The organism is Candidatus Magnetaquiglobus sp. (assembly GCF_058402785.1).
In genome coordinates, this window is record NZ_JBZVFG010000002.1 from 140,491 (window position 1) to 167,056 (window position 26,566).

Here is a 26,566-nt window from a genome sequence, read left to right on the forward strand (position 1 = left end):
ACACGTTTCAACGATCAACGCCCGGTATCGTACGAAAAGAGGGTCTGCAACGCCTGCATCAGCCGGTCGAGCAGGAAACCGATGGCCCCGATGGTCAACACCGCGACCATGATCTTGGCCAGGGACTCGGAGGAGCCGTTCTGGAACTCATCCCAGACGAATTTTCCCAGGCCCGGATTCTGGGCGAGCATCTCGGCGGCGATGAGCACCATCCAGCCCACCCCCAAAGAGAGGCGCAATCCGGTGAACATGTAGGGCAAGGCCGAGGGGATCACCAGACGCCGAACCTTGGTTCCCCAGGAGAGGCGCAGCACCCGCACCACGTTCATCAGGTCGCGGTCGATGGAGGCCACCCCCACGGCGGTGTTGATCAGGGTGGGCCAGAGGGAGCAGAGGGTGACGGTGATGGCCGAGTTCAGAAAGGATTTCTCGAACATCGGCTGATCGGTGACGTAGGCCGCGCTCACCACCATGGTGACCAGGGGCAGCCAGGCGAGCGGCGAGACCGGTTTGAAAAGCTGCACCAAAGGATTGATGGCCGACTGGATGCTGCGCGACAGGCCGCTCAACACCCCGAGGGGCACGGCGAACAGGGCGCCGAGCAGAAATCCGGCGAACACGGTCTTGAGGCTGGTCATGATCTGATCGAGAAAGGTGGGCGCGCCGGTGTAGGGGACCTTGCGGCTCGCCTCGCCGCGGGCGACCCGTTCGGCGTTGAGCTTCTCCTGACGGGCCTGGAAGACGACGCGGCGTTCCCGTTCGGCCAGATGGTCCTTGTAGAGGTTGGAGAACTGCTGGCCGACCATGGCCGGTCCGGGGATCTCGCCGAGGCTGGTCTTGACCTGCGGTGCCAGGCCGGCCCACAATCCCAGAAAGATCAGGATGCTGGCCACCGGCACCACCAGACCCAGCCACAATTCGCGGAACTGGGCGCGGGGATCCTCGCCGCGCACCAGTCTGATCAGAGGGATGATCCATCCCAGGGCCAGAAGGTTCAGCACCGGCGCGAGGCGCGCCAGGGGGATCACGGGAAACTTGAACCGGCTGGTGCCGGAGAGGGTGTTCATGGGAGTCGCGATGGCCTCGGTGTTCATGGTCTTTTTGCTTCCTTGATAGCCGTTGTCACGGGGGCGTCAATCGGTGGGGTCACGCCGGTTCGTCACACCTTCTCCTGACCCTTGAGGCCGATGGGGAGGGAGGCGAGATAGTCGTTGGGCTTGCGGCCATCGAAGACGATGCCGTCGATGACCCCCCCTTGCGGTTCGCGATAGCCGTCGCTCTTCCAGGGGACATCGGCCTCCTTGATCTTGCCCTCGTCCAAAAGCATCCTGGCCGCCTCGATGTAGATGTCCGGACGGTAGACCTTGCGGGCGGCATCCCGATACCAGTCGTCGGACTTGCCTTCCGGGATCTGGCCCCAGCGGCGCATCTGGGTGAGATACCACACCGCGTCCGACTGGTAGGGGAAGTTGGCGAAGTAGCGGAAGAAGACGTTGAAATCCGGGGCCGGACGGCGATCCCCCTTTTCGTATTCGAAGATGCCGGTCATGGAGTTGGCGATCACCTGGGCATCGGCGCCCACATACTTGGCCTGGGAGAGGATCCTGACCGCCTCGGGCCGGTTGGCGTTCTGGCGTTCGTCGAGCCACATGGCGGCGCGAATCTCCATCGCGCCGGTGATGCGTCACTGGCGCGGGGTGCTGCTCTCCCGCAAACCGGTCGAGCCCGAGGGGAGTTGGTGGTGTCGGCGCGCTTTGGGCAACGGCATCTGGCGTTATGATCTGGAGGGATTGACCGCGCTTTCCGACTGGAAATCCCAGAGCGCCGCCTGGCTCGAGGCCGAAGAAGGGGCGGAATGGATCGATTATGCCGATCCGGCCCATGGCCGGTTCCGGCGCGCCTGGCGTGTGCGGGATCGGTTGATGGGGTGCCTGTTCATCGAGCCGGGGGATGCCCTGCCCGATCCATCCCGGCTGCTGCCCTTCTTCGACGATCCCCACTGGTCGGCACAAGCGCTTCTGTCCGGAGCGGCGCAAGCGGGCAAGCGGGCGACGGAACGGATGATCTGCGCCTGTCACGGGGTGAGCGAAGAGGCGATCCGCACCGCGATCCAGGCCGGCGAGACCACGGTGGAAGGGATGGGACAGCGGCTCAAGGCCGGCACCGGCTGCGGATCGTGCGTGGCGGAGATTCGGGGATTGCTGGCCGCGTGAGATGGATCCATAGCGGGGCGCTGCCCCGCCCCGACCGGGGACCAAGCCGGACCCCGGCGGGACGATGCCATGATCGCTCTGCCTTCACCTCACCCCACCACCCCATCCAGCCACGCGCCCAAACAAGCCCGTCCGGCGTTCTCCAGGGCCGGACCGAGCCGACGCGACGCCTCGCGCAAGGCGGGCACGGAGATGCGACTCTGCCCCAACTCGGCGGCATGGCCGATCAGCCACGTCTCGATGCGCCCGGCGCGCACCTCGGGGTGACACTGAAAAGCCAATCCCCGCGCGCCCCAGCGAAACGCCTGATGGGGATAGAGCGGGGTGGAAGCGAGCAACTCCGCGCCATCGGGAAGCTCGAAGGTGTCCCCGTGCCAGTGCAGCATGGAACGCCCCTCTCCGACCAGATGCCGCAACGGCGAACGCTCCCCCGCCCCGGTGAGGGTCAAGGGGGTCCAGCCGATCTCCTTCTTGCCACCCGAATAGACCCGCGCTCCCAGGGCGGTGGCCATCATCTGCGCCCCCAGACAGATCCCCAGGGTGGGCCGGTCCGCCGCCAGACGCACCCGCAGCAGGGCCAACTCGTCGTCGATGAACGGATAAACATCCGCCTCGTAGACGCTGATCGGTCCGCCCAACACCACCAGCAGATCATCGCCCAGGGGATCGACCCCGGCCAGATCGTCCACGCCCGCCTCCAGATAACGAATCGCGAATCCCCGCTCCAGCGCCAGGGGCTCCAGGCTCCCCAGATCCTCGAATGCCACATGCCGAATGGCCAACAATTTTTTCATGCACCCGCTCCCGTGTCCGTCGGTTTGCCATCACGATCCGAAGATCATGTCAATGAACGCTCCATCTTATCATCACCCAACCCGCTCGGCAATCGTCCACGTCATCCCTACCGGGGATCCACCCCCGACACCATGGTAAACCGCGTCTATTTTGAGATGCGTCGTTTCCCGCAAGACCACCGTGCAAAATACGAGCTTCGTTTCCAAACTTGCATGCTGGGGGGAGCCCCCCTCACCCCCGACCGTGGACCTCTGTTACGGGAGTTCCACGGTAAAAGGCGGAAACGAAGCTCGCGAAGAGTGCGCGCGACGCGTTTTTCGCAAAAGACGCGAAAAATGCTTCTTTGAGAAGAGCGCGCTAAAGTCAAAAATTAAAGTCACAAGGACTTTGCCCTTGGATCCCACCAGGGGGATAATCCTCCTGGACCCTTGATCCTGGAACGACGCATCCCGTGATGGGCGAGGTTTAACACTGGCGTCATCACGCGCAACGTGTACACTGATATCCAACCAACGACCCCAAGGCCGATCCCGCCAACCACTCCACACCAACGGGCAAACGCCGATGCCCCACCCTGCCGTCTCCCCGCTGATCGTGGCGATCTCCTCCCGCGCCCTGTTCGATCTCGAACAGAGCCACGCCGTCTTCGAACAACAAGGGGTCGAGGCCTATGCCCTTTGGCAGATCGCCCGCGAGGATCAACCGTTGCAACCCGGTCCAGCCTTCCCCCTGGTGAAAAAACTGCTCGCCTTGAACCAGGCCGCCCTACCGGGGATCCACCCCCGACACCATGGTAAACCGCGTCTATTTTGAGATGCGTCGTTTCCCGCAAGACCACCGTGCAAAATACGAGCTTCGTTTCCAAACTTGCATGCTGGGGGGAGCCCCCCTCACCCCCGACCGTGGACCTCTGTTACGGGAGTTCCACGGTAAAAGGCGGAAACGAAGCTCGCGAAGAGTGCGCGCGACGCGTTTTTCGCAAAAGACGCGAAAAATGCTTCTTTGAGAAGAGCGCGCTAAAGTCAAAAATTAAAGTCACAAGGACTTTGCCCTTGGATCCCACCAGGGGGATAATCCTCCTGGACCCTTGATCCTGGAACGACGCATCCCGTGATGGGCGAGGTTTAACACTGGCGTCATCACGCGCAACGTGTACACTGATATCCAACCAACGACCCCAAGGCCGATCCCGCCAACCACTCCACACCAACGGGCAAACGCCGATGCCCCACCCTGCCGTCTCCCCGCTGATCGTGGCGATCTCCTCCCGCGCCCTGTTCGATCTCGAACAGAGCCACGCCGTCTTCGAACAACAAGGGGTCGAGGCCTATGCCCTTTGGCAGATCGCCCGCGAGGATCAACCGTTGCAACCCGGTCCAGCCTTCCCCCTGGTGAAAAAACTGCTCGCCTTGAACCAGGCCGACCCCTCCGCGCCCACGGTGGAGGTGATCCTGTTGTCGCGCAACAGCGCGGATACCGGATTGCGGGTCTTCAACGCCATTCGCCACCACGGACTCGACATCAGCCGCGCGGTCTTCACCTCCGGGGGGAACCTGTGGCCCTACGCGGCGGCGTTCCAGGCTCATCTGTTCCTCTCGCTCGACCCCGAGGATGCCCGCATGGCCCTGCAAGCCGGACTGGCCGCCGCGGTGATCCTGCCTCCCGGCGACACCACACCGTCGCCGGAGACGGCTTGCGGTCCGCTGCGACTGGCCTTCGACGGCGACGCGGTGCTCTTCTCCGACGCCTCGGAACGGATCTACGAAGAGCGCGGTCTGGCCGCCTTCCACGAACACGAAAGCTTGAGCGCCCACGAACCGCTCCCGGATGGCCCGTTCCGCCCGCTGCTCGAAGCCCTGCAACGGATCCAGCAGCGCCATGCGCCGAATCTCTGCCCGATCCGCACCGCGCTGGTCACCTCGCGCGGAGCCCCGGCCCACGAACGGGTGATCCGCACCCTGCGCGCCTGGAACATCCGCGTGGATGAACTGCTCTTTCTGGGCGGACTGGACAAGGCGGAGTTCCTGGTGGCCTTCGGGGCCGACATCTTCTTCGACGACCACACCGGCCATTGCGAGTCGGCGCGCCGCTTCGTGCCCGCCGGCCATGTGCCGCGCGCCAAGGGTTGACCAAACGGGAGAGTCCATGCGCATCTGTCACACCTCGGACTGGCACCTGGGCCACCTGCTGCGCGGGCAGAAACGCGATGGCGAGTTCGCCGCCTTTCTCGACTGGCTGATCGCCACGCTGCGCCAGGAACGGGTCGAGACGCTGCTGATCGCCGGCGATCTCTTCGATGGCACCACCCCGTCCCATCGCGCCCAGGAACTTTATTACCGGTTTCTGGCCCAGGTCTCCGGCACCGGCTGTCGCCATGTGGTGGTGATCGGCGGCAACCACGACTCCCCATCCCTGCTCGAAGCGCCGAAAACCCTGCTGGCGGCGCTGAACGTGCGGGTGATCGGCGCCATCGGCGACGACCCGGCGGATGAGGTTGTGGTGCTGAAGGATCCGACGGGCCGTCCCGAGCTGATCGTCTGCGCCGTGCCCCATCTGAGAGATCGGGACCTCCGCCTCGCCGAGGCCGGGGAGAGCGGCGCGGACAAGGATCGCAAGTGGCTCGAAGGGATCTTCGCCCATTACGCGGCGGTGATCGATCTGGCGCGCGCGCAGCGTGACGACCTGGGGGGAGCGGCGCCCGTGGTGGCGATGGGCCATCTGTTCGTAGCCGGTGGACGGGTCCGCGAGGGCGACGGGGTGCGGGAACTTTACGTGGGATCGCTGGCGCGGGTACCGGTGGATCTCTTTCCCGAAGATGTGGACTACGTGGCCCTGGGCCATCTGCATCAGGCGCAAAAAATCGGCCCGTCGGAGAGCCGCCGCTACAGCGGCGCACCGCTGCCGTTGGGCTTCGGCGAGGCCGGAGTGACCAAAAGCCTCTGTCTGGTCGATCTCGCACCCGATCAGCGCCCGCGCATCCAGCTCGCGCCCGTGCCGACCTTCCAAAAAATGGCGCGCCTCCAGGGGGATCGCGCATCGCTCCTGGATCAACTCCAGGCACACGTCGCCACGAACGAAAGCATCTGGATCGAACTCCTGTACACCGGATCCGAGCCGATCGGCGATCTGCGCGACCAGCTCAACCAGCGGGTGGAACGTTCCCAGGTGGTGATCCTGGCCCTGCGCGACGCACGCCTCACCGCTTCCCTGGCCCTGGGGGGCGCCGACGAGGAGGGCCTCCATCTGGAGGCGTTGACCCCCGACGAGGTGTTCCTGCGCTGTCTGGAACTGCGCCGCATCCCGGATGAGGAGCGACCGGCCCTGATCGCGGCCCACGACGAGATCCTGGCCGCGCTCCTCCACGACGATCCATCCTCCCGAGGTTGAAGCGGCGATGCGCATTCTCGAGATCCGTCTGAAAAATCTCAACTCCCTGACCGACGCCTGGCGCATCGATCTCACCCATCCGGCCTTCACGCAAGATGGCCTCTTCGTGATCACCGGTCCGACCGGAGCAGGCAAAAGCACCCTGTTCGACGCCATCTGTCTGGCCCTCTACGGCGCCACCCCCCGGTTGGGGCGGATCACCGACTCGGACAACGAAATTCTCAGCCGGCGGCGCGGGGAGTGTTTCGCCGAAGTGACCTTCGCGGCCCGGGGCGGCACCTACCGTTGCCACTGGCGCCAGCGCCGCGCGCGCGGCAAGCCCGACGGCACGTTGCAACCCCCGGCTCATGAACTCGTCGAGGCCGACACCGGGAAGATCCTGGCCGAAAAACGCACCACGGTCCCCAAACGGGTGGAAGAGCTGACCGGCCTGGATTTCGACCGCTTCACCCGCGCCATGCTGCTGGCCCAGGGTCGGTTCGCTGCCTTCCTGCAAGCCGAACAGAGCGAACGGGCGGAAATTCTCGAACAGATCACCGGCACCGCGATCTACAGCGACATCTCCCGACGGGTTCACGAACGGCGCGCCGAGGAGCGTCGCGAACGGGAGCGGCTGGCGCGCGAGGTCGAGGCGTTGCCCATGCTTTCAGAGGAGGAAGAGGCGGGGCTGGCCCTCGAACGGGCAGTCGGATTGCTCGCCGAAGAGGCGCTCGGCAACCGGCTGGCGGAGATCGATCGCGCCATCGGCTGGCGGGCCGGGCTGGTGGCGCTTGAGGGGGCGCTGTCGGAACTGGCGCGACGCCATACCGACTGGGAAGGGGCCTGGCGGCAATTCGCGCCCGAACTGGCGCACCTGCATGCCGCCGAACGGGCGCTCAACCTCGCCCCCGCCCATGCCCGGCTCGAACTGCTGCGCGCGGCCCAGACCCACGAGCAGACCATCCTGGAGGGGCTGCTCGTGGAGCTTCCCGCCATGCAGACGACGCTCGCCGAGGCCGAGGCAGGCCGCGCACGGGCGCTTTCCCATCTGGAGGCGCGTCGGACGGCGCAAAAAGAGGCACTCCCTCGACTCAACGAAGTTCGGTCGCTCGACATCCGCCTGACCGAACAGACCGGACCCATCCGCACGCTCGACGACGAACTGGTCCGTCTCGCCCAGGATCAAGCGCGGGAGAACGCCGCGCTGCGGCAAGCCCAAACCGCGCTGGAGCAGGTGGAACGAGACGCGGCCACCCTGCGCGCCGAATCGGATGCCAACCGCGCCGATGGAAACCTGGTGGAGCATCTGAGCGGGATCCTGACGCGGATCGAGCTGTGGGAGGGACGACAACACCAGCATCAGACGTGGCTCAAGGCCCGCGAAGAGGCGCGAGAGCGGCTGAAAATCGCCAGCGCGGCCACCAACCAGGCGGATGCGGCCCTGGGTGAGGCCCGCGCGCATCTCGATGCGCTCGCGACCCGCCAGAACGAACGGCAAAGCCATCGCGACGATCTGCTGGAAGGACGCGCCATCCCGCTCTGGCGCGAAGAGCAAACCCGCTGTCGCGAGCATCTTTTCCATCTCGAAACGCTCGTCACCACGCTGCGCAACCTGGAGACCTCCCGCGCCGATCACCAAACCCGGCTGGAACGTCGGGCGTCGATGCAGCGAAACAAACCCCTCCTCGCGGCGCGACTGGTCGATCAGCAAACCCGTTTGCGGGATCTGGAAGCCGAGCGCGACCGTCTGGATGCCGAGCGGCTCGCCAGGCAGGCGATTCTCAGCTTCGCCGAAGCGCGGAAACAGTTGATCGCCGATCACCCCTGTCCGCTGTGCGGAGCCACGGAACACCCCTTCACCCACGCGCCACACCCGGAAGCGGCGCCCACGCACGATTCATCCACGCTTCGCGCCACCCTGCGGACGTTGCAGGACGAAATCCTGGAGAGCCAGCGCGCCTTGCTGCGCGAAGAGAGCGCCCTGGAAGAGCTGGAGACGCGGCTGGCGATCGACGCCAGGGGACTCGAGAATCTCGAAGCCGATGTTCAGCGTCTGGTGGGGATGCTGGAGTTGGATCCCTCCGCGCCCTTATCGGCCCACGATGGGCATCAACTGCTGGAGGAGACCCGGAACCGACTGAAGCGGTTGAACGCACGGCTCGAAGCCCTCGACACCCTCGAGGGGACGTTGCACGGGCTGCGGACCGAACTGGAGACGGCACGGGAGGGGGTTGCCGGACGCGAGCGGGAGCAGTGGCGGGCGATCACCGATCACACCAGCGCGCGGGAGTCCCTGGAGCGGTGTCAAACGGAGTTGACCGCGCTCGCGGCCACGGTCGGCGCGGCGCGCGAGGAGCTGGCGCGCACCTTGACCGGATTGGGGATCGTGGTATCCGACGACGGGAACCCCGCAACGCTGCGTCGCGCGTTGAGCGACCGCAAGGCGGCCTGGCTGGGGTGCGTGGCGCGACGCGCGGCCAACGAGGCCCAACGCCTGGAGCTGATCGGCGCTCGCGAACGGCACGGGCTGGAGATCGAACGGTCGCGGCTGGCCATCCTCGAACGGGAGAGCCGGCGCCAGGCCTTGCGGACGACCCTGGAGGGGTTGCGCGTCACCCGCCGGGAGCTTCTGGGGGAGCGAAACCCGGACGAGGAGGCACGTTCCCTGGCCGCGTCCGTCGAGGAGGCCGAGGCGGATCTGCGCGCCCATGACGGCACGCTGGAACAGGCACGGAGCCAGCTGACCGAACGACTGCGACGCCAGGCCGCCCTGGTGGGATCCCTGGGCGAACGGGCGACGACGCTTGCCGGCGAGGAGACCTCCTTTCTCGCCGAACTGGAGCGTCTGGGTTTCGCGGATGAGGGGGAGTTCCGGCGCGCCTCGGCTTCCGAGGCGGAGCGGTCGGCATGGCGTGAGCGGTTCGAGACGCTGCAACGGCTCCAGGCCGAGATCGAATCGTTGACCGCCGAAAAGCGGCGGCATCTCGAGGTCGAACGGGCGCTTCGGGTCACCGATCTTTCCGCCCTCCAGCTCCAGACAGCCAGACAGCGGCAAGAGGAGCGGCAACGGCTGATTCGGGGTGCGTTGGGCGGTCTGGAGCGGATCTGGCTCGAAAATGCCGCCAAAAAGGAGGAGCTGGAGAGGCGGCGACAAGCGCTGACACATCAAGAGGGGCTGTCGCGACGTTGGGAGCTGTTGCACGGCTTGATCGGCTCGGAGGATGGCAAGCGCTATCGGGATTTCGTGCAAGGTCTCACCCTGGAGCGGGTGTTGACGAGCGCCAACCGGCAGTTGCGCGGCATGAGCGACCGGTATGCGTTGATTCAGGATCTCGAACAACCGTTGGCGATGCGCATTCAGGATCTCTATCAGGCCGGCGAAATCCGGTCGGCGCGCAATCTGTCGGGTGGCGAGAGTTTTCTGGTCAGTCTGGCGCTGGCGCTCGGATTGTCGAGTCTCTCCAGTCAGAACGCGCGGGTGGATTCGTTGTTTCTGGACGAGGGGTTCGGCACGTTGGACGAGGAGTCGTTGGGGATCGCATTGGAGACCTTGGCCGGTTTGCGGCGCGAGGGGAAGGTGATCGGGGTGATCTCCCACGTTCCGGCATTGCAAGAACGGATCCGCGCCCGCATCCGGGTGGCGCCGCGCGCGGGGGGGCGGAGCGTGATCGAGGGGCCGGGCGTGCGGCTGGAGGCGTGAGCGCGTGGATCGCGCGAATACCCCCTACCCCTCGACCAGCAACCGCATCAACTCCTCGGGGGAGATGTTGGCCGCGGTCTGCCCGCCATCGAGCAACCCGTCGGCCAGATCGCGCTTGTGGCGATGCAGATCGACGATCTTCTCCTCGATGGAGTCGCGAATCACCAGGCGATAGACCGTCACCGGACGCTGTTGCCCGAAACGGTGGGCACGGTCCGAGGCCTGATCCTCCACCGCCGGATTCCACCAGGGATCCATGTGGATCACATAATCCGCAGCGGTCAGGTTCAACCCCAATCCGCCCGCCTTCAGGCTGATCAGAAACAGATCCCCCACCCCGGACTGGAACGCCTCCACCGCCTCGCGCCGCGCGGCGGGCGGGGTGGCGCCATCCAGATACTGGTAGACGACCTTCTCCCGATCCAGCAACTCCCGAATGATGGCCAGATAGCTGGTGAACTGACTGAACACCAGCACCTTGTGACCATTGGCCAACAACTCCTCGAGCACCTCCGCGAACAACGCCACCTTGGCACCCGGCAGACCGCACTCGGGCACCACCAGCGCCGGATGACAACAGGCGCGCCGCAATCGGGTGATCTCGGCGAGGATCTGGAAGCGCCGATCCTCCTCCGGCCCCTGGATGGCGCTCAACCGCTCCACCGCGTTGCGGCGCAACGCCTCGTAAAAAGCCCGCTCCTGGTCGTCCAGCTCCACCCGCAGGGTGATCTCGGTGCGCGGCGGCAACTCCTCGAGCACCTGACTCTTCAAACGCCGCAACACGAACGGACGGATCAGGCTCTTCAAACGCAGACGCGCCTCGTCGTTGCCATCCCGCTCGATCGGCCCGGCGAAACGCTTGTTGAACCGCTCCAGGGAACCCAACAGGCCGGAATTGAGGAAACGAAAGATGTTCCACAGCTCGCCCAGATGGTTCTCCACCGGCGTGCCGGTGGTCACCATGCGGAAGGCGGCGGTCAACTCCATCACCGCCTTGGAACGTTTGGTCATGCGGTTCTTGATCGCCTGGGCCTCGTCGAGCACCAGGGAGTTCCATTGGATGGCCGCGAACCGCTCCGACTCGTTCTGCATCAGGCCATAGCTGCACACCAGAACGTCGAACGGTCCCAACCCCTCCAACTGCTCCTGACGGTCCGCGCCGCCAAACATCCGCACGTTCAGGGTGGGAGCCCAGCGTCGGGACTCATCCAGCCAGTTCATGCACACCGAGGTCGGCGCCACCACCAGCGCCGGACCGCCCGGCGCCCGCGCCACCAGGAGCGCCAGAGCCTGCAAGGTCTTGCCCAATCCCATGTCGTCGGCCAGACAGGCCCCGGCTCCCCAGGAGGCCAGCCGCAGCAACCAGCGCACCCCCTCCTTCTGGTATTCGCGCAGCTCGGCGGTAAAGGTGGAAGGGATCTCCGGCACCCAGTCGTTGACCCGCCGCAACCGTTCGATCTGTTCGGCCCAGGCCGGATCGATCCACCCCTCCCCGACCTCGCGCATCATCGGCTCCAAGGCGGAGATGGCCAACGGATGGACCTGGCGTTTGGCCCCCGCGCTCTGGGAAAAGGCCTCGAGCTGGGCCAGCCGCTTGCGAAACTCCTCGGTCAAGGCCAGATAGCGTCCCTCGCCCAACGGCACGAAACGCCCCTCGTTCCCCTCCATGATTTTCAACAACTCTTGAAGACCGATGACCCGCGTCTCATCGACCCGCAACCCTCCATCCACCGCGAACCAATCCTTCTGCCGCTCGAAGGAGAGGCGCATCGCCCCGAACGACAACGGACGACTCACCCGCAACCGTTCGCCCTCGGGCCACTCCGGCTCCACGCCGTCCTCCAGATCATGCAGCTCGGACAACAGCTGCAAACAGGACTCCGGCTCGTCGAAGCTCCACTCCCACTCCCGATTGCGACTGGCATTCAGGATCGGCGAGGTCTTGAGCACCCGTTCGGCGCGCTTGCGTTCCTCCTTCAGATCCCGATGGGTCTGGGCTCGACGTCCCCCCACCTCGGCGATCAGGGTGGACGCCCCCTCTCCGGGCGGCAACCATGGTCCGTCGTCGCCAAACGGACGGGTCATGATCTTGATCCGCAACCCTTGATTATAGGGCAACACCTGCACCCGCGGTTTGGATGAGGCCTCGACCTCCGGCAGATGTTCGCCCACGCCGCCGATCCCGGATTGCAGGGTCGCCAGGGTGGAGAGTCCAGGCAGGATGCGCAGCACCCGTTCCCTCTCCCCCGCCGGGATCTCCAACCCCTTGCCGAGGATGTCGGCCACCTCCTTGTGACGGGGCAGGATCTCCACCACCCGACAGCGGGTCGGGGTTTCGCGAAGCGCGTAGGCACCGATGCGGGTGGCATCCTCGGAGAAGTGGATCAACAGCCTCCCCTTCTCCTCGCGTACGCACAACTCCGGCTCCCCGGCCACCACCTCCACGTTCACCGTCGGCTCCTCCTCCCAGAAGACCAGCGGATGGCCCACCAGAAGCGGCAGCAACCGATGCCCCTCCATACGACTTTCGCGCGCGCCGTAGCGGTTGAAATCGACCTCCACCGCCGAGCAAAGCTTGGCATCCTGGGGCGACAGGCGACCCGGCATCAGGGTCAGACCGCGCAGGGTGCGCTGGGTCAACACGCGACCACGGGTCCACTCTCCCTTGACGGTGGTCTTCTGTTCGCGGGCCGTGACGAAGCACTGGCCACTCTTGGGAACGCTGATCAACCAGATCAGACGACTCGCCTCGCGGGGTTCGCCCTCACTGGCGCCGCCCTGGCTGTCGCGCAACTCGCCGGCCACATCCTCGAGGGCCTCCAAGGCCCACTCCCAGGTCTCCTTGGGACGGAGCATCGCGACCACGCAGCGCCGTTCGCTCACCTCCCGTCCCTCCAGGACGGCCAGCAACCCCCCGACCTCGCGCGCCATCCAGCGGTGACCGTTCATCTCGGCCTGTTCGATCAACTCTGCCAGTTCGGACTGTTGCGTGCGCGCCTTGTCGGGCTCGACCCAATACTGGGCCAGCACCTGGAAGAAACGACCCGCCGGGGGCATGGATCGAAGGGTTCGGTTCGTCGGACCGCTCACCAGCTGGCGATGGATCGTCTGGATGAACACCTCTTCATCCATGGGGAGGTTCTCGTCGCGATCCAACCAGCTTTTGGCGGCGCGCACCCGGTTGTCCATCACCAGGGCCAGCGCGAACAGCCCCTCGTAGGCCACCCGGAGCGGATCGTCCCCGGCGCGGAACAACCGATCCATATATTCCATGGCGGTGCGCCGATGGAGCCGGTTGCCGGTCTTGAGCAGGGCCAGGATGAAATAAAGGGCGCCCGGGTGACGCAGGAAGGGCTTTTTCCCCTTACTCTTGTTGCTTTTCTCGAAGGTGCGCTGACTCTCCTCGAAGACCGGGAGTGCCCGTTCGTACTCCCCTCGCAGGGCGTGCCACCACCCTTTCAGGCACAACGCGGCATCGACGGGCAACGGGCCGCGCAGAATCTCGCCGGCCTCCTCCAACCGGTCGGAAAGAAGCAGCAGCACCACCAGCACATGCCGGAACAACGGTCCGTGCGCCTCCTCGGACAGCTCGCGCCTGGCCTCCAGCACCGGGATGATTCCCTCGAACGGCAGACAACCACGGGTCACCTCGGCGATCAGACCGCCAAGCACCTCGGCTTGCAGCGCCGGCTCGCGCGCGGCGAACCAGTCGGGACGGAACGGTTGCAAACAGAGACGCACCAGCAGCGAGGGACGATCGAAATCGGGAAAGGCCCGTTCCGCCAGATTCAGGAAATAGCGCACCGGGTTGAGATCGTTCATGAACAGTCCGATGCGGATCTCGCGCACGCACAAATCCAGCGATACCGCGCGCGCCATGCCCCAGCTGTACTGGATCACGGCGGGCGTGGTCTCCTGCACGGCGGCCACCAGGGGCGCGAAGCTCTCCTCATCCTCCGCGAGCCGCTCCATCACCTCCCAGGAGATGGCCGCCGGCATGCGCACGCCATTCACGCCTCGGGAGATTTTCTCATCCACGAGCATGCCCTCGCCCTTCAAGACGACCAGGGCCAGGTCAAGCTGATGGCTCAACCCGGTGCCGCGGGCGCCGGCAATGGCGGGCGCGCACTTTTGCAGCGCCTTGAAAAGCTCCGTGCGGGTCACCGGCAGATAAAAGATGGCGATCAGCCGCGCGACGCACAGTTCCAAAGGAGAGAGGGAGTCAAAGCGCAATCTGGCATCCATGGCGTTCACCCCTCGACCGTGGGACACCAGGGCCGCGCCAGGCAGCGGTCGCAGGCCGGTTTTCGGGCCATGCAGACATGACGACCGTGCAGGATCAACCAGTGGTGGGCATGGAGAAGGAAGTCGTCCGGGATACGGGCGAGCAGATCGCGTTCGACCGCCTCCGGAGTTTTGCCGGCGGACAGACCCAGCCGATGGGCGACGCGAAACACATGGGTATCCACCGCCAGGGTGGGTTGGCCGAAGGCGATGTTCAAGACCACGTTGGCGCTCTTGCGTCCCACGCCGGGGAGGGCTTCGAGCGCGGCCCGTTCCGAAGGGACCTGACCGTTGTGCCGCTCGACGAGCAGTCGGCTGAGGGCCAGGATGTTTTTCGCCTTGGTGTTGAAAAGTCCCAGGGAACGGATGTGCTCGCGAATCGCCTCCTCGCCCAGGGCGACCATGGCCGCGGGATCGCCCGCCGCGGCGAACAAGGCCGGCGTCGCCCGGTTCACCCCCTGGTCGGTGGACTGGGCGGAGAGCACCACCGCCACCAGGAGTTCGAAGGGCGTGCGAAAATGCAAGGCGCCACGGGGATGCGGATTGGCTTCCCGAAAGGCCTCGAAAAGTGCGACAATGCGTGAGGTATCCATAACCGGATGATTATCCCCGAATCCCAGCCGATAGGCAAAGGAGTTCCATGACCACGATCCTCGATAGCGTCTGTCCCCTCGACTGTCCGGGCGCCTGCGCCCTGAAGGTCACGCTTGACCAGGGCCGTCTGGTGGCCATCGACGGCCACCCGGACCATCCGCTCACCCGTGGGGTGATCTGCGGCAAGGTGGCCCGCTATCAGGAAATCCAGCACGGACCGCGCATCACCGAACCTCTGCTCCGGCGCGGTCCGAAAGGGCTTGGGGATTTCCGCCCCATCTCCTGGGACGAGGCACTCGACCGCATCGCCACCCGCTTCAACGAACTGCGCCGCGATCCAGGGCCGGAATCGATCCTGACCGTCTACTACGGCGGCACCATGGGGATCGTCCAGCGACGTACCCACGACCGTCTCACCGCGCGGGCCGGCTTTTCCAGACTCGACGGCAACATCTGTTACGCCATCGGTTGGGCTGGCTGGCGAGCCGGCGTGGGTCTCGCCATCGGACCCGATCCCGTCGAAATCGCACAAAGCGATCTGCCGATCCTCTGGGGCATCAACGCGGCGGCCACCCACATCACCCTGATGGGGCATGTCAAGCAGGCGCGGCGCAACGGCGCCAAACTGGTGGTGGTCGATCCCTACCGCAACCAGACCGCCAGGCTTGCCGATCTGCATCTCCCCTTGCGACCCGGAACCGATGCGGCCCTGGCCGCGGCGATGATGAACGTGCTCTTGCACGAAGGGCTGGCCGATCGGGCCTATCTGGCCGAAAGAACCGATTTCGATGCCAAGATCGAAAAACACCTCGCGACCCGCACCCCGGAGTGGGCCGCGCCGATCACCGGCCTGGATGCGGCAACCATCCGCGCCTTCGCCCGGATGTACGGTCAGGCGCGGGCTCCGTTCATCCGCCTGGGCCTGGGCATGAGCCGCCAGAACAACGGCGCCGTGAACGTGCATGCGGTATCGTGTCTGCCGGCCCTCACCGGAGCCTGGAAAAAACCAGGCGGTGGCGCGCTCTTTGCGACCGGCGGCGCCTTCAACATCGCCACCGGTCCCATGCCCGCCCCCCACGCGCCACACCCGACACGCCTGATCGACATGAGCCGCCTCGGGGAGTCGCTCACCAATCCCGAACTCGACCCGCCCATTCAGGGACTGATGATCTCCCACGCCAATCCGGCGACCACCTGCCCGGATCTGCAACGGCTCTACGTGGGATTGAGCCGGGAGGATCTCTTCAGCGTGGTCCACGAACAGGTGATGACCGATACCGCCAGATTTGCCGATATCCTGCTCCCCGCGACCACTTTCCTGGAACACGCGGATCTCTACAAATCCTACGGTCACTACGCCCTGCAACACACCAAACCGCTGCTGCCGGCCACCGGCCAGGCGAGAAGCAACCACGATTTCGTCAACGCCCTGGCCCAAAGGATGGGCTTCGGGGATGCCTGTTTTCAACTCGACACCGCCGCGACCATAACCCGGATTCTGGCGGACTCCGGGCTGCCGCCGCTCGAGAGCTGGGAGCGCCCCTGGATCGACTGCGCCCCTTCCTGGGAGGGGGCGCACTTTGGCGACGGTTTCCCGCAACCGGACCGGCGGTTTCATTTCCGGCCCGACTGGACCGACCCGGCCATGCCCCGCCTGCCGGACCACTGGCCGGTCAACCATCGGGACGATCCGGCGGAAGCCGCAGCCTATCCACTGGATTTCATGACCCCACCCGCCCTGGAGGTGCTCAACTCCACCTTTTCCGGCACCGCGCGCGCGCAAAGGCATCCCCCGTTGTTGTGGATCAACCCGGCGGACGCAAAGAAGCGAGGCATCGAGGATGGGGATCGGGTGGCGGTCTACAACGGCGTGGGGCGGTTGACCATGCGGGCGCGGATCACCACGGAGGTGCGTCCGGGTTTGACGTTGTGCGAATCGAATCAGTCGGCAACGGCTTTTCCGGAGGGGATCGGATTGAACGCCCTCTCCCACGCCACGCGGGTCGCGCCGGACGGAGGACCGGCCCTGCACGACAACCGCGTGGAGGTGGTGCGGCTGCCTTGACGAAAGAGCGGCGTCACGGGCACCGGCTCCCGTGACGCCGAGCATGCGGAAGAATTCAGAAAACCGAATAACGAACCGGCTGGGTCAACACCGGGATGGGCCGGGCGGCCCGTCTGGAGCGATGGTACTCGAGGATGAGAATCGCCAGGGCGGCGCCGGTGGCATCGGCCAGAAGATCGAGCAGATCCGCATAGCGACCAGGCACGAAGAGTTGATGCCACTCATCGGTGACGCCGTAACCGACCGCATAGACCCAGGCCCACAGCCAGGGGTGACGCCAGGAGGTCAACTGCCGCATGGCGATCCAGGCGACGAAGGCCATGAAACCATAGGCCATGAGGTGTTCAAGCTTGTCCTGGTTCTCGAAAAGGGCCCCCGGCAACTCCTGTCCGGTGATGGTGGAGAGCAGGAAGAGCACGATCGAGTAACCGACCAACAGTCCGATATAAAGCGCCTTTTTCTTCCAATCCATGGGGAGTTCCGGTTTATTGATCGCTTCGTGTTGCATTTTTTCCGACCATATCCTAGTGTTGAAGCGGAAGCCATCCTGAAGGCGCATGACCTTTGGCCACTCAAGCGGTAGCGAGTCGAGATTATAGCAGAATGAAACCACAAATCCACCTAATTATCGCACTCCAGGGACCGGAACTTTCAGAATCCGAAACAACCTTCTTGAATCGGGTTCGTCCAGCGGGTGTGATCCTGTTCGGACGCAATCTGAGTGCCGGTCTGAAACAGACCTCGGCCCTGATCAAGGCGATCGGCAAGACCGCCGGGGCGCCGACGATCTGGATCGATCAGGAGGGGGGACGGGTGCAACGTTTGCGCGACCCCCTGACCCGCCATCCCAGTCCCTATCAGTTCGCCTTGTTGGCGCGCACGGATCCGATCCGTGCCGAACGGCTGCTGTTCACCGCCGGAAGGCTGTGCGGCGAGGAACTTCGCGCCCTGGGTATCGGAGTCAACTGCGCACCGGTGCTCGACATTCGCGAAGCAGGCGCAGATCCGGTGATTGGCGATCGGGCCTTTGGCGCCCATTTTTCGGAAGTGATCATGAATGCCACCTCGTGGCTGCACGGCTTCCGTCAAACGGGGGTCATGGCTATCGGTAAGCATTTTCCGGGCCATGGCGCGGCCCGCGCGGACTCCCATCTCACCCTGCCGATACTCGACAAGAGCCTCAAGTCCCTGCAGAAATGGGAGCTGAATCCCTTCCGCGCCATGTTGGACTTTCTGCCCGGCCTGATGACCGCCCACATCGCCATGCCGCAGATCGACGACGGGGTGCCGGCCACATGGTCGCGATCTCTGTTGCACAAATTGTTGCGTCAAAAATGGCGCTATCCGGGTGTCATCGTTTCCGACGCCCTGGAGATGGGTGCGTTGAACGGCTCGATGGAAGAGCGCGCCCGTCGGGCGATTCTGGCCGGATGCGATCTGGTGTTGTGCTGCACGGGTCGCATGGAAGACAACGAAGCGGTCATCGAGGGGATCGATCGGGCCAGCCGGACACTGGATGTCGGCGAGGAGGAGGCTGCGCGCCGCCGCATCCGCCATGTGCTGGCCCCCTACCGGCTCGAACCCGGCGCGATCCGCCGGTTGCTCAAGGATCCAGGCTATCGCAAACGTCGCGCCCAGGTGGAAGCGGTCGCCGAAGAGGCGTTCGCCGTGGACCCTACCACACCCGGCATCCCATCAACCCGAACCCATCACGAGTGAACCATGTCCTACGGCAGTCAACACATCCCCACCGAGATCCGTCAGAAACGGGCCGATCGGCTGGTCGAGATCAGCTGGGATACCGGCGAGAAATTCAGCTACACCATGGAGTTTTTGAGGGTCTGTTGTCCATGCGCCAAATGCGTGGGCCACACCCCGGATCAGGCACAACTCATCGATGGTCAGCAGGATGTCACCATCCGCGCCATCGAACCGGTGGGTCACTACGCGATCAAGATCAGCTTCAGCGACGGCCATGACAGCGGTCTGTTCTCCTGGGAGACCCTGTTCGATTTGGGCGCGCGCATGGAGGCGATCTGGCAGGATTATCTGGAGGCGTTGAAGTCCGCCGGCAAGCGCCGCAAGGCCAGCGTGATCCCGATCCTGCAAGCCACCTGAACGCGGGCCGGCCCCCTGAAAGCCTTCCAGTCGCACCAACGAACCGATTGTGTGGAGGCGGGGCGGATGCATCCCCCCGCCCCACTCCCCGCCCACACCCCCCACGTCCAGTCGCGGCACGGGAGGATGGCAAAACCGACCCACCACCCCAACCTCGGGCCTTCAAATCGGGATGTCAGAGAAAAAATTCCATCCCCTGTTGAAAAAAACTTGCCCAAACCCATCCCGATCGGTTAAAAGGATGCCTGCCATGCAGACGTCCCCATCGTCTAGTGGCCTAGGACGCCGGCCTCTCACGCCGGTAACACGGGTTCGACTCCCGTTGGGGACGCCATTTATCCTTCCGCACTCTTCCGTATACCTCCAAAAAATATAAAAAATCAACGATTTAGCCTAACCTTTACTTCCATACTCTTCCGTACATATCTGCTTGCATCCGTGATTTTTTCGGGTAACAATCCGGGTAACTTTGAGTGGACGGGTAACAGGGTTACCCGCCAGTTTGTTACCCGTTCCCCTGCGGATTGCAAGATGCCTCTGACCGACATTGCGTGCCGAAACGCCAAGCCCACTGACAAACAGGTTAAGATGCCTGATGAAAAGGGCCTGTTCCTTTTGGTTGCTCCGTCCGGTGGAAAATGGTGGCGTTTCCGGTACACGTTCGGGGGAAAAGAAAAAATGCTCTCCCTGGGGGTGTATCCCGACGTAGCCTTGAAGATTGCCCGCGAAAGACGCGACGAGGCGCGCCGACTGCTGGCCGAAGGGGTTGATCCGGGGGAGAAACGAAAAGAGGAAAAATCGGCTCCCATCGTTCCTGATCCCGGCACCACTTTTGAAGTGATCGCTAGGCAGTGGATCAAAAAGATGGCGCCATCCTGGTCAGAGAAGCATACGGCATTGGTCACCAGCCGCCTGGGGCGCGATGTTTTCCCAGTTATCGGCCCAATGGTGATCACCGATATCAAAACCCCTCACGTCTTGGCGCTTCTGGACAAGATGATGGAGCGCGGGGTAACCGTCTCGATGCATCGCGTCAAGCAGATCATCGGCATGGTGTTCCGATTCGCCATTGCATCAGGCCTAGCTGAATATGATCCCACGACGGCGCTGACACGCGCCTTGACTCCGGTGCAGGAGAAACACCACCCGACCATCACGGATCCTGCGGAAATTGGTGGGCTGCTGCGGGCCATCCGAGGATACAAAGGGGATGCCGTGACACGAAACGCCTTGCAATTGGCCCCGCTGGTATTTGTCCGCCCAGGAGAATTGCGACACGCGGAATGGTCTGAAATCAATTTTGAAAAGGAAGAATGGCGCATACCTGCCGCCAAAATGAAGATGCGGGAGGCGCACATTGTCCCCCTGTCCACACAAGCCATGGCGATCCTGCGCGAACTCCACCCTCTGACAGGCGACGGTCGATATATTTTCCCAGGAGCCAGAAGTGCGGAGCGCCCCATGTCGGAGAACACCGTGACTGCCGCACTGCGACGCATGGGGTATGCCGTTGGGGAGATGACCGGGCATGGCTTTCGAAGCATGGCCAGTACCCTCTTGAACGAGCAGGGATGGGCACCGGATGCCATTGAACGCCAACTCGCCCACGCCGAACGCAATGCGGTACGGGCGGCCTACAACCGCGCCGAGTATCTGCCGGAACGCCGCAAGATGATGCAAGCCTGGGCAGACTATCTGGACAGCCTGACAGGGTGACGGGAGAGCGGCTGGCTACTGCATCACGAACCGCCCCTCATCCTGGGTTTCCGACAAGCGAGGATTCACCACGATGCCGTGTTGCGCCCGGTTGTGCATCATGGCCCTGGTGCGCAAGGAGTGGCGGATCGTGTCGCCTGTGACGCGGAAGCGCGGGTGATGCTGGTTGAATTGGAAAAACGCATCCCTGGCGTTGTCCATGGCGCGATCATCCCCCTTGTGCCACGCCTCGGCATACGCGTTGAGCAACCGATGACGGCGATCCTCGATGAACTTCTCGGCGTTCTTGATCGCGTTGTTGGCCGCATACTGCTCGGCCACCCGGGAGGGATTGAACCCGATGGCCTGTCCCATCAACTCCACCGCCGAGAGCTGATCCTCCAGCACCCGATCCCCCTTCATGGTCAAGACGCCACCATCCGCCACATAGCGCCCGGACTTCACCACATCACGCAGCGCCTTGGGCAGAACCATCTCCAGGGCGCGCTCCTTGTTGCCATCCCCGGCGATCTTCATCGCATTGAAGATCTGCCCGGCATAGCCGACCGTCGGACCCGAGAGTTGGGTGACGAGATGGGCAAAGGCGTCCGTACCCTCCAGATCCCGATCCGAGGAGCGGAAGAACAGATCGCTCAGGCCGATCCGATGGGCCAGATCCATGCCCGTGAGGCGGAACAGGCCGTGGGAGAGCAGTTCGGCGGGCCGTTTGCCAATCGCGTCCGCCGTCATGTTGCGGAACCAGGTTTCCGCGTCGAACGGTTCGTCGTCATCGCCGAAGGCCGCCGCCACGGCGTTCATGATCATCGGCACCACCCACAAAAGGGGCAGTCCGGCCACACCGGCGCCCATGAAATGGGTGAGCAACAGGCCGGTCAGGGCGCGTCTCGCCTCCTTGATTTCCGCCGGAGACGCTCCCTTGACGCTCAGATAGGCCGCGCGCGCCAGGGTGTAGGTCATGTTCTGGGAATACTGCTTGAACTGGGTGATCACCCGCATGGCGTTGTTCTGGAGAATCCTCGGGCGGTTGTTGGCCGAATAGTCAAAGTGACTCTGGTAGGTCATCGCCTCGGCCTCCCGCATGGCCTCATCTTGCGACACACCCTGATTGCGCGCCAGGCGGTAGATGGTGAGCGCGGTCGATTCCCGGTTGATCCGTTCCGCCGCATGAAAGATCCAGCCAGCCGTTTGCATAAACCTTGCAAAGGGACCACGCAACGGGTTCATGCCGTTGTCGTGGGCCAGACCGGCCAGATCGTGAGCTTCGGTGACATCGATGGTGCCGCGTTTGACCAACTCGCGCAGCATCTCCCGTTCCTCCTCCTTCAGGGTGGTCTTGTCCGTCAGGTAGGCCCCATCCTTCAACCCGGAGGCATACGCACGCAGCACCCCGGCATACGCCTTGAGCGTGGCATCGAATCCATAGCGGGCACCGATGATCGGCAGGGCCACCATCGGGGTTTGCAGCAGGTTCACCAATCCAGCCGCCGGCGAGAATCCCAGGTACAGGAGGAAACTGACGGCATTGGCCCGGTTCGCCCAGACGGAACCGGTTGGATTCATCAGGTTCTGGTGTCGCTTGGTCATCTCCTCCAGTACCTGGGAGGCTGTGACCCGGTACTCCGGGGCCACCCGATCCGCCGCATCCAGTCGTTCCACCTTGGTCACGGGGAACTTTCTCCCTTCGACGATCACATCTCGCATCACCGTTCTCTTGCCCTGGATCTCCTCGCCCATGCGCTCCAGGGCCTCCTCCATCTTGTGTCCGAACTTCAACTTGGCGGTTTGCCTGACCGCGTGGAACATGTGTTGGGCGTAACCACGCAAGGCATTCTCCGACCAGCCCTGGATGTTCTTGCGGTGGATGAACTGCTTGCGCATCGAGAAGTCCGGCAGGGTCTGCAAATAGGTCTGCCAGATCGAATCCTTGATCCCCTTCATGATCGCCTGACTTTCGGCGGTCTCTTTGACCCCTTTGGGCACCAGAATGTTGTCGTCCAGGATCTTGAGCACATCCTTGACGAACTGCGGAGAGGTTTTCCTCTGTTCGGAGGTGAACTCCCCCTTGTACCCTTCGGTGACTGTGTACCCCTGTTTTCTCAGGGATTCGGCCAACTCTCTTTGCGCTCTCCTGTTCTCTTCCATGGCGAATACCGGATCCATGCCTGGCGCGGTCGCATAGACGGTGAACTTGCCGAAACGACTCAAGGGGAAATAGGGGCCACGCGAGGCCCTGGCCTTTTCGAACTTGAGGCGCAAGGCTGGGATCAGCATCTCAGCCTGTCTCGGATTGAGCGCACTGGATTCCTGGATCTTGGCAATCAAGGCCTCCCATGTCTCCCGGTGCTGCTCCTGGTACATGCGCTTGACCAGTTGATAGATCCCCTTGGCCTCCCCGCTCAGATTCTTGTAGATGAAGGCGATTTTTGGGGCCTGTTCAGCACGGTCCCGCTCAAAGGTGGCGCGTTTCCCATCCCTGGATGCGGACAGGATCAGCCGTTCGTGCTGCTTTTTCTCCTCCGCGTTCAGGTTGTTCATCCGGTGGCCCTGCTTGAACGCCTGCATGGCGCGCTTGACGCGGACATTGCCGGCGATGGCGGCCTCACGGAAAGCTCTTTTGGCGGCCTCATCCAGGGCTTGATATTTCTCCATGCCCTCCTGTATCGCGTGCGCTTGCTCCTCCTCTGTTCGGAACCATGGGGGGATGGCAATACTGCCGATCTTGGAAAGACGCTCCTGGATCGCTTTCTCACTCAAGCCCATGCCCAGATAGGTGGCCACCATCTTTTCCAGGCTCTTGGGGTCGAGATTCCGCGTGGCGTTCTCCATGGCTCGGGTCAACCGCTCGAAATCCTCTCGTTCTCCAGGGGTCAAATCGGCCAGGTCATGTCCATTCCGGAACGCATGCAGGGCACGTTGACTGGCGGACTCCTTCAATTCCGCCTGTTTCAAATCGTGGTCGCTGAACTCCTCGTCCGGATGGACCTCCCAAACCGTGCTCTGGTGCATCACCTCGGAGAGATTGGCCGCCTCGGCCTTTTCCAGCTTGCCCCAACGATCCGCCACCCTGAAGAACTGTTGGGACTTGTCGTTGACGTAGGCGCCATACTCCTGAACCTGTTCGTTCAAAGTCTTCAGCCATTGTCCCGCGTGCGGGAAGATACGGGCGTACATCTCCACCAGTTGGCGCCGTCCAAGAAATCCCAAAGCCGTTGGTTTGTGGGTATCCAGGAGATCCTTCGCGCGCCGCGAAGCCAGCGAGGCGCGCATGCTGTCCTGGCGATTTCCGCCGTCTGTCTGCCTGGCATCCCCGTTGTGCAGATTCCGCGACGAGTCGGCCAACAGGCGCCGCAAATCGCCACGGGTCACCTGCAACCGGAATCCCATGGATCGAAGCCAGCCACGCACCACGGCGAGCATCCGATCCAACAGGGAGAGTTTCACCTCCTCCTCGGCCTGGCTGGCCAACCACTCTTCCGCCGCGATTCGACGCTCTTCCGGGCTATTCATGTCCAACCCGATGCGCCCGGCCACTTCTCCGACTTCGCGCGCAAAGCGGGTGGCCGCCTCATCCAGCAGCGCATTCAAATCAGCGCTCTCAAGCATCTGTCGCAGACCGTAATGAACCACCGCTTCGTGCAGCAGCACGCGCTGTGCCCGCTCCGTATCACCTATCCGGTCGGCGATGAGATAGACCCGGTCGCCCTCGGCATGCCACACCGCTTCCAGACTGTTCTGGAAGCCACGCCGAGAAGCCCAATCCCGGACGGACTCAGGCAGTTTCTCGAAGCTCGCGACAACCTCCACCTCCGGGCGATTCTTCCAGCGCGTCAACAATGGATCGATGCTGGCGCGGATCGACGTGACCGACATGCCGTCGCGATTGTGCATTTGGGCAGTCCGATCTGCGATCGCCTGCTCGATTCCTTGCTGGATCGCAGCCTCCAACGCCTGACGCGGCAAACTCTTATCCACCAGCAGGGTGTGATCGGTCGCATCCCAGACGTGACTTTTCCCTTCCAGTTCCACGACGTCACTGCCCAGCACCGTTGCATCGGCCAGGCCCGGATGGACCGCGAAGAGGGCCGGATGGCTCAGGAGTTGATTCAACGCCACCCCTTTTGGGATCGTCCGCACCCTGCCCACGGCGTGAAAGGTGAAGTCGTCTTTGGATCGCCCATGAAAAAACCCGCCAGAGGCGGGTTTTTTGGAAGCGGCGAGACTGGCGCGCAGTGGCGATTCGTCGGGGGGGGTGTCTGAAAGCGCTTGTTCGGCCTCGATGGGCATCTCCTCGCTTACTTCCGGATTGGCGATCAGGTCATCCTCCAACGCCTGGATCTGCTGTTGCAGCGCTTCGATGCGCTCCTGGCCGGTGAACTTGGCGTCAACCCGTTTCTCATACCCGGCCAACTCCTCGCGGGCATCCTGAAGACGGGAGCGCGTGCGGGTCAACTCCTGATCCATGGTACGCAGATGGTGTTCGATGGATTGGATGATCCCCTCATCGGTGGTCGTCTCATGAATGGGGAACTCCCTGGGACCGCCGTGGCGCATCAGTTGGATCTTTTTGGCCAGGGGAGCCCCTGGAAGGTTCCATGCTTTCCCAATCACAATACGCAGATCGAATCCGCCGATGGTGCCGATCTTCTGGTTGGTCTCCTTCCCAACCGGGGCCGTATTGATCGCGAACAGGAGCATACCCCCCGCGTCAGCACGCTTGGCAATGCTCTCCCCTTTGATGATCGCCCGGAATTTCTCCCCAGACAGATCCTGCCGTTGTTCCAGATCCTGCTCGATCTCCGGAATTCGCCCTTCCAGGGCCCTGATCTCATCGGACAACGCTGAAACCCGCGTGCGTACCAGGCTCTGGGCCTTGCCGAAAGAGATCCGTTGGCGTTTTGCCTCGGTCAACGCCTGTTTCAGGTTGACCAGTTGCAGAATGCGCGCGTCAGTCACGGTCATGCCGCTCGCCTGTTCGTACATGCTGGCCTCGCCCAGATCCGCCATCTCGCGTAAAGTGGGATCCCCGCGCAGAAACTCCTCGATGAATCTGGCTTTCTTACCCATCAACTTCCACATGGTGGCGTCATAGGTGGCCTTCACCGAGTAGTCGTGAATCTCGACGTGCGGGTTGAGATTCCCCTGGCGCACGATGCGCCCAACCCGCTGTTCGTCGGCGGCTGGGTGCCACTGCGGATCCGCGTTATGGATCGCGTACAGCCGTTCCTGCACGTTGGCCCCGGTGCCGAGTTTGGCCGTGGAGCCGATCAGAATCCGCACCTCTCCGGCCTTGACCTTGGCAAACAGTTTCTGCTTGTCGGCGTGACTCTTGTAGTCGTTGATGACCGCGATCTGCGCTCTGGGAACCCCCTTGCGCGTCAACTCCCGGACCATCCAGCCGTAGCCATGGAAACCGTTGTTCGGATTGACCCCCTGATCGGCGAAGATGATCTGCGCGGCTGGGCCGCGTCCTTTCGGTTGGCCGCTCTTGAGATCGACGAACTCCACATCGTGGGTATTTTGCCAGATATCGAAGGTGTTGCGGACGATGGTGTTCAACTTGCTGTCCGGATCCGACGGGGCGTGCGGGTTGATCAAACGTATGTCGAAGGCGGCCTTGCGGCCATCGCCGATGATGTTCAGGATGATGTCTTCTCCCGGTTTCGGCATGCCAGTGCGCTGTTTGATCTTCTCCCACCGGGCATTCAAATGACCCTG

Annotated in this window: 14 protein-coding genes, 1 tRNA gene and 2 pseudogenes; 10 read left to right on the forward strand and 7 right to left on the reverse strand. The window is 63.5% G+C overall.

Annotation, left to right across the window (positions count from 1 at the left end):
* Positions 1–14: 14 nt before the first annotated feature.
* Both ACV4UY_RS01355 and ACV4UY_RS01360 read right to left on the reverse strand, forming a co-directional pair.
* A complete protein-coding gene (locus ACV4UY_RS01355; protein ID WP_491605922.1) occupies positions 15–1,019 on the reverse strand; it encodes an ABC transporter permease in 1,005 nt (334 codons plus the stop codon).
* Positions 1,020–1,159: 140 nt separating this feature from the next.
* A pseudogene (locus ACV4UY_RS01360) lies at positions 1,160–1,663 on the reverse strand (nitrate ABC transporter substrate-binding protein); the annotation flags it as partial.
* A 397-nt stretch (positions 1,664–2,060) separates the two neighbouring features.
* On the opposite strand from ACV4UY_RS01360, the gene ACV4UY_RS01365 reads away from it, so the two are divergent.
* A complete protein-coding gene (locus ACV4UY_RS01365) occupies positions 2,061–2,213 on the forward strand; it encodes a (2Fe-2S)-binding protein (protein WP_491605923.1) in 153 nt (50 codons plus the stop codon).
* Positions 2,214–2,302: 89 nt separating this feature from the next.
* Here the strand turns inward: ACV4UY_RS01365 and ACV4UY_RS01370 are convergent, their stop codons facing one another.
* Positions 2,303–3,007 carry a glutamine amidotransferase gene (locus ACV4UY_RS01370; protein ID WP_491605874.1) on the reverse strand — a complete coding sequence of 235 codons (705 nt, stop codon included), beginning with the start codon at positions 3,005–3,007 and terminating at the stop codon, positions 2,303–2,305.
* Between the two features lie 565 nt (positions 3,008–3,572).
* On the opposite strand from ACV4UY_RS01370, the pseudogene ACV4UY_RS01375 reads away from it, so the two are divergent.
* From ACV4UY_RS01375 to ACV4UY_RS01390, 4 genes and pseudogenes are all read left to right on the forward strand, one after another.
* Positions 3,573–3,776: pseudogene (locus tag ACV4UY_RS01375) on the forward strand (5'-nucleotidase); the annotation flags it as partial.
* A gap of 455 nt (positions 3,777–4,231) precedes the next feature.
* A complete protein-coding gene (locus tag ACV4UY_RS01380; RefSeq protein ID WP_491605875.1) occupies positions 4,232–5,137 on the forward strand; it encodes a 5'-nucleotidase in 906 nt (301 codons plus the stop codon).
* A 16-nt stretch (positions 5,138–5,153) separates the two neighbouring features.
* Positions 5,154–6,395 (forward strand): exonuclease SbcCD subunit D C-terminal domain-containing protein, encoded by a 1,242-nt coding sequence (locus ACV4UY_RS01385; protein WP_491605876.1) that lies wholly within the window; start codon positions 5,154–5,156, stop codon positions 6,393–6,395.
* 7 nt (positions 6,396–6,402) lie between these two features.
* Positions 6,403–10,074 carry an AAA family ATPase gene (locus ACV4UY_RS01390; protein WP_491605877.1) on the forward strand — a complete coding sequence of 1,224 codons (3,672 nt, stop codon included), beginning with the start codon at positions 6,403–6,405 and terminating at the stop codon, positions 10,072–10,074.
* A 24-nt stretch (positions 10,075–10,098) separates the two neighbouring features.
* Here ACV4UY_RS01390 and ACV4UY_RS01395 read toward each other — a convergent pair whose 3' ends face one another.
* Both ACV4UY_RS01395 and nth read right to left on the reverse strand, forming a co-directional pair.
* Positions 10,099–14,319, reverse strand: coding sequence for a DEAD/DEAH box helicase (locus ACV4UY_RS01395; protein ID WP_491605878.1), 4,221 nt, complete (start codon positions 14,317–14,319; stop codon positions 10,099–10,101).
* A gap of 5 nt (positions 14,320–14,324) precedes the next feature.
* A complete protein-coding gene (gene nth / locus ACV4UY_RS01400; protein WP_491605879.1) occupies positions 14,325–14,951 on the reverse strand; it encodes an endonuclease III in 627 nt (208 codons plus the stop codon).
* Between the two features lie 47 nt (positions 14,952–14,998).
* On the opposite strand from nth, the gene ACV4UY_RS01405 reads away from it, so the two are divergent.
* Positions 14,999–17,017, forward strand: a complete 2,019-nt coding sequence (locus ACV4UY_RS01405; RefSeq protein ID WP_491605880.1) for a molybdopterin-dependent oxidoreductase — start codon at positions 14,999–15,001, stop codon at positions 17,015–17,017.
* Between the two features lie 55 nt (positions 17,018–17,072).
* Here the strand turns inward: ACV4UY_RS01405 and ACV4UY_RS01410 are convergent, their stop codons facing one another.
* A complete protein-coding gene (locus tag ACV4UY_RS01410) occupies positions 17,073–17,525 on the reverse strand; it encodes a VanZ family protein (RefSeq protein WP_491605881.1) in 453 nt (150 codons plus the stop codon).
* Between the two features lie 95 nt (positions 17,526–17,620).
* Here ACV4UY_RS01410 and nagZ point away from each other — a divergent pair, with 95 nt between their 5' ends.
* The 4 genes from nagZ to ACV4UY_RS01430 all read left to right on the forward strand — a co-directional run bounded on the left by nagZ (position 17,621) and on the right by ACV4UY_RS01430 (position 20,851).
* A complete protein-coding gene (nagZ, locus tag ACV4UY_RS01415) occupies positions 17,621–18,736 on the forward strand; it encodes a beta-N-acetylhexosaminidase (protein ID WP_491605882.1) in 1,116 nt (371 codons plus the stop codon).
* A gap of 3 nt (positions 18,737–18,739) precedes the next feature.
* Entirely contained in the window at positions 18,740–19,135 is a 396-nt protein-coding gene (locus tag ACV4UY_RS01420) for a gamma-butyrobetaine hydroxylase family protein (RefSeq protein ID WP_491605883.1), read from the forward strand.
* 258 nt (positions 19,136–19,393) lie between these two features.
* Positions 19,394–19,469 (forward strand) — tRNA-Glu (locus tag ACV4UY_RS01425).
* 197 nt (positions 19,470–19,666) lie between these two features.
* Positions 19,667–20,851 (forward strand): tyrosine-type recombinase/integrase, encoded by a 1,185-nt coding sequence (locus ACV4UY_RS01430; protein ID WP_491605884.1) that lies wholly within the window; start codon positions 19,667–19,669, stop codon positions 20,849–20,851.
* Between the two features lie 15 nt (positions 20,852–20,866).
* Here the strand turns inward: ACV4UY_RS01430 and ACV4UY_RS01435 are convergent, their stop codons facing one another.
* Positions 20,867–26,557, reverse strand: coding sequence for a PLxRFG domain-containing protein (locus tag ACV4UY_RS01435; RefSeq protein ID WP_491605885.1), 5,691 nt, complete (start codon positions 26,555–26,557; stop codon positions 20,867–20,869).
* Positions 26,558–26,566 lie beyond the last annotated feature (9 nt).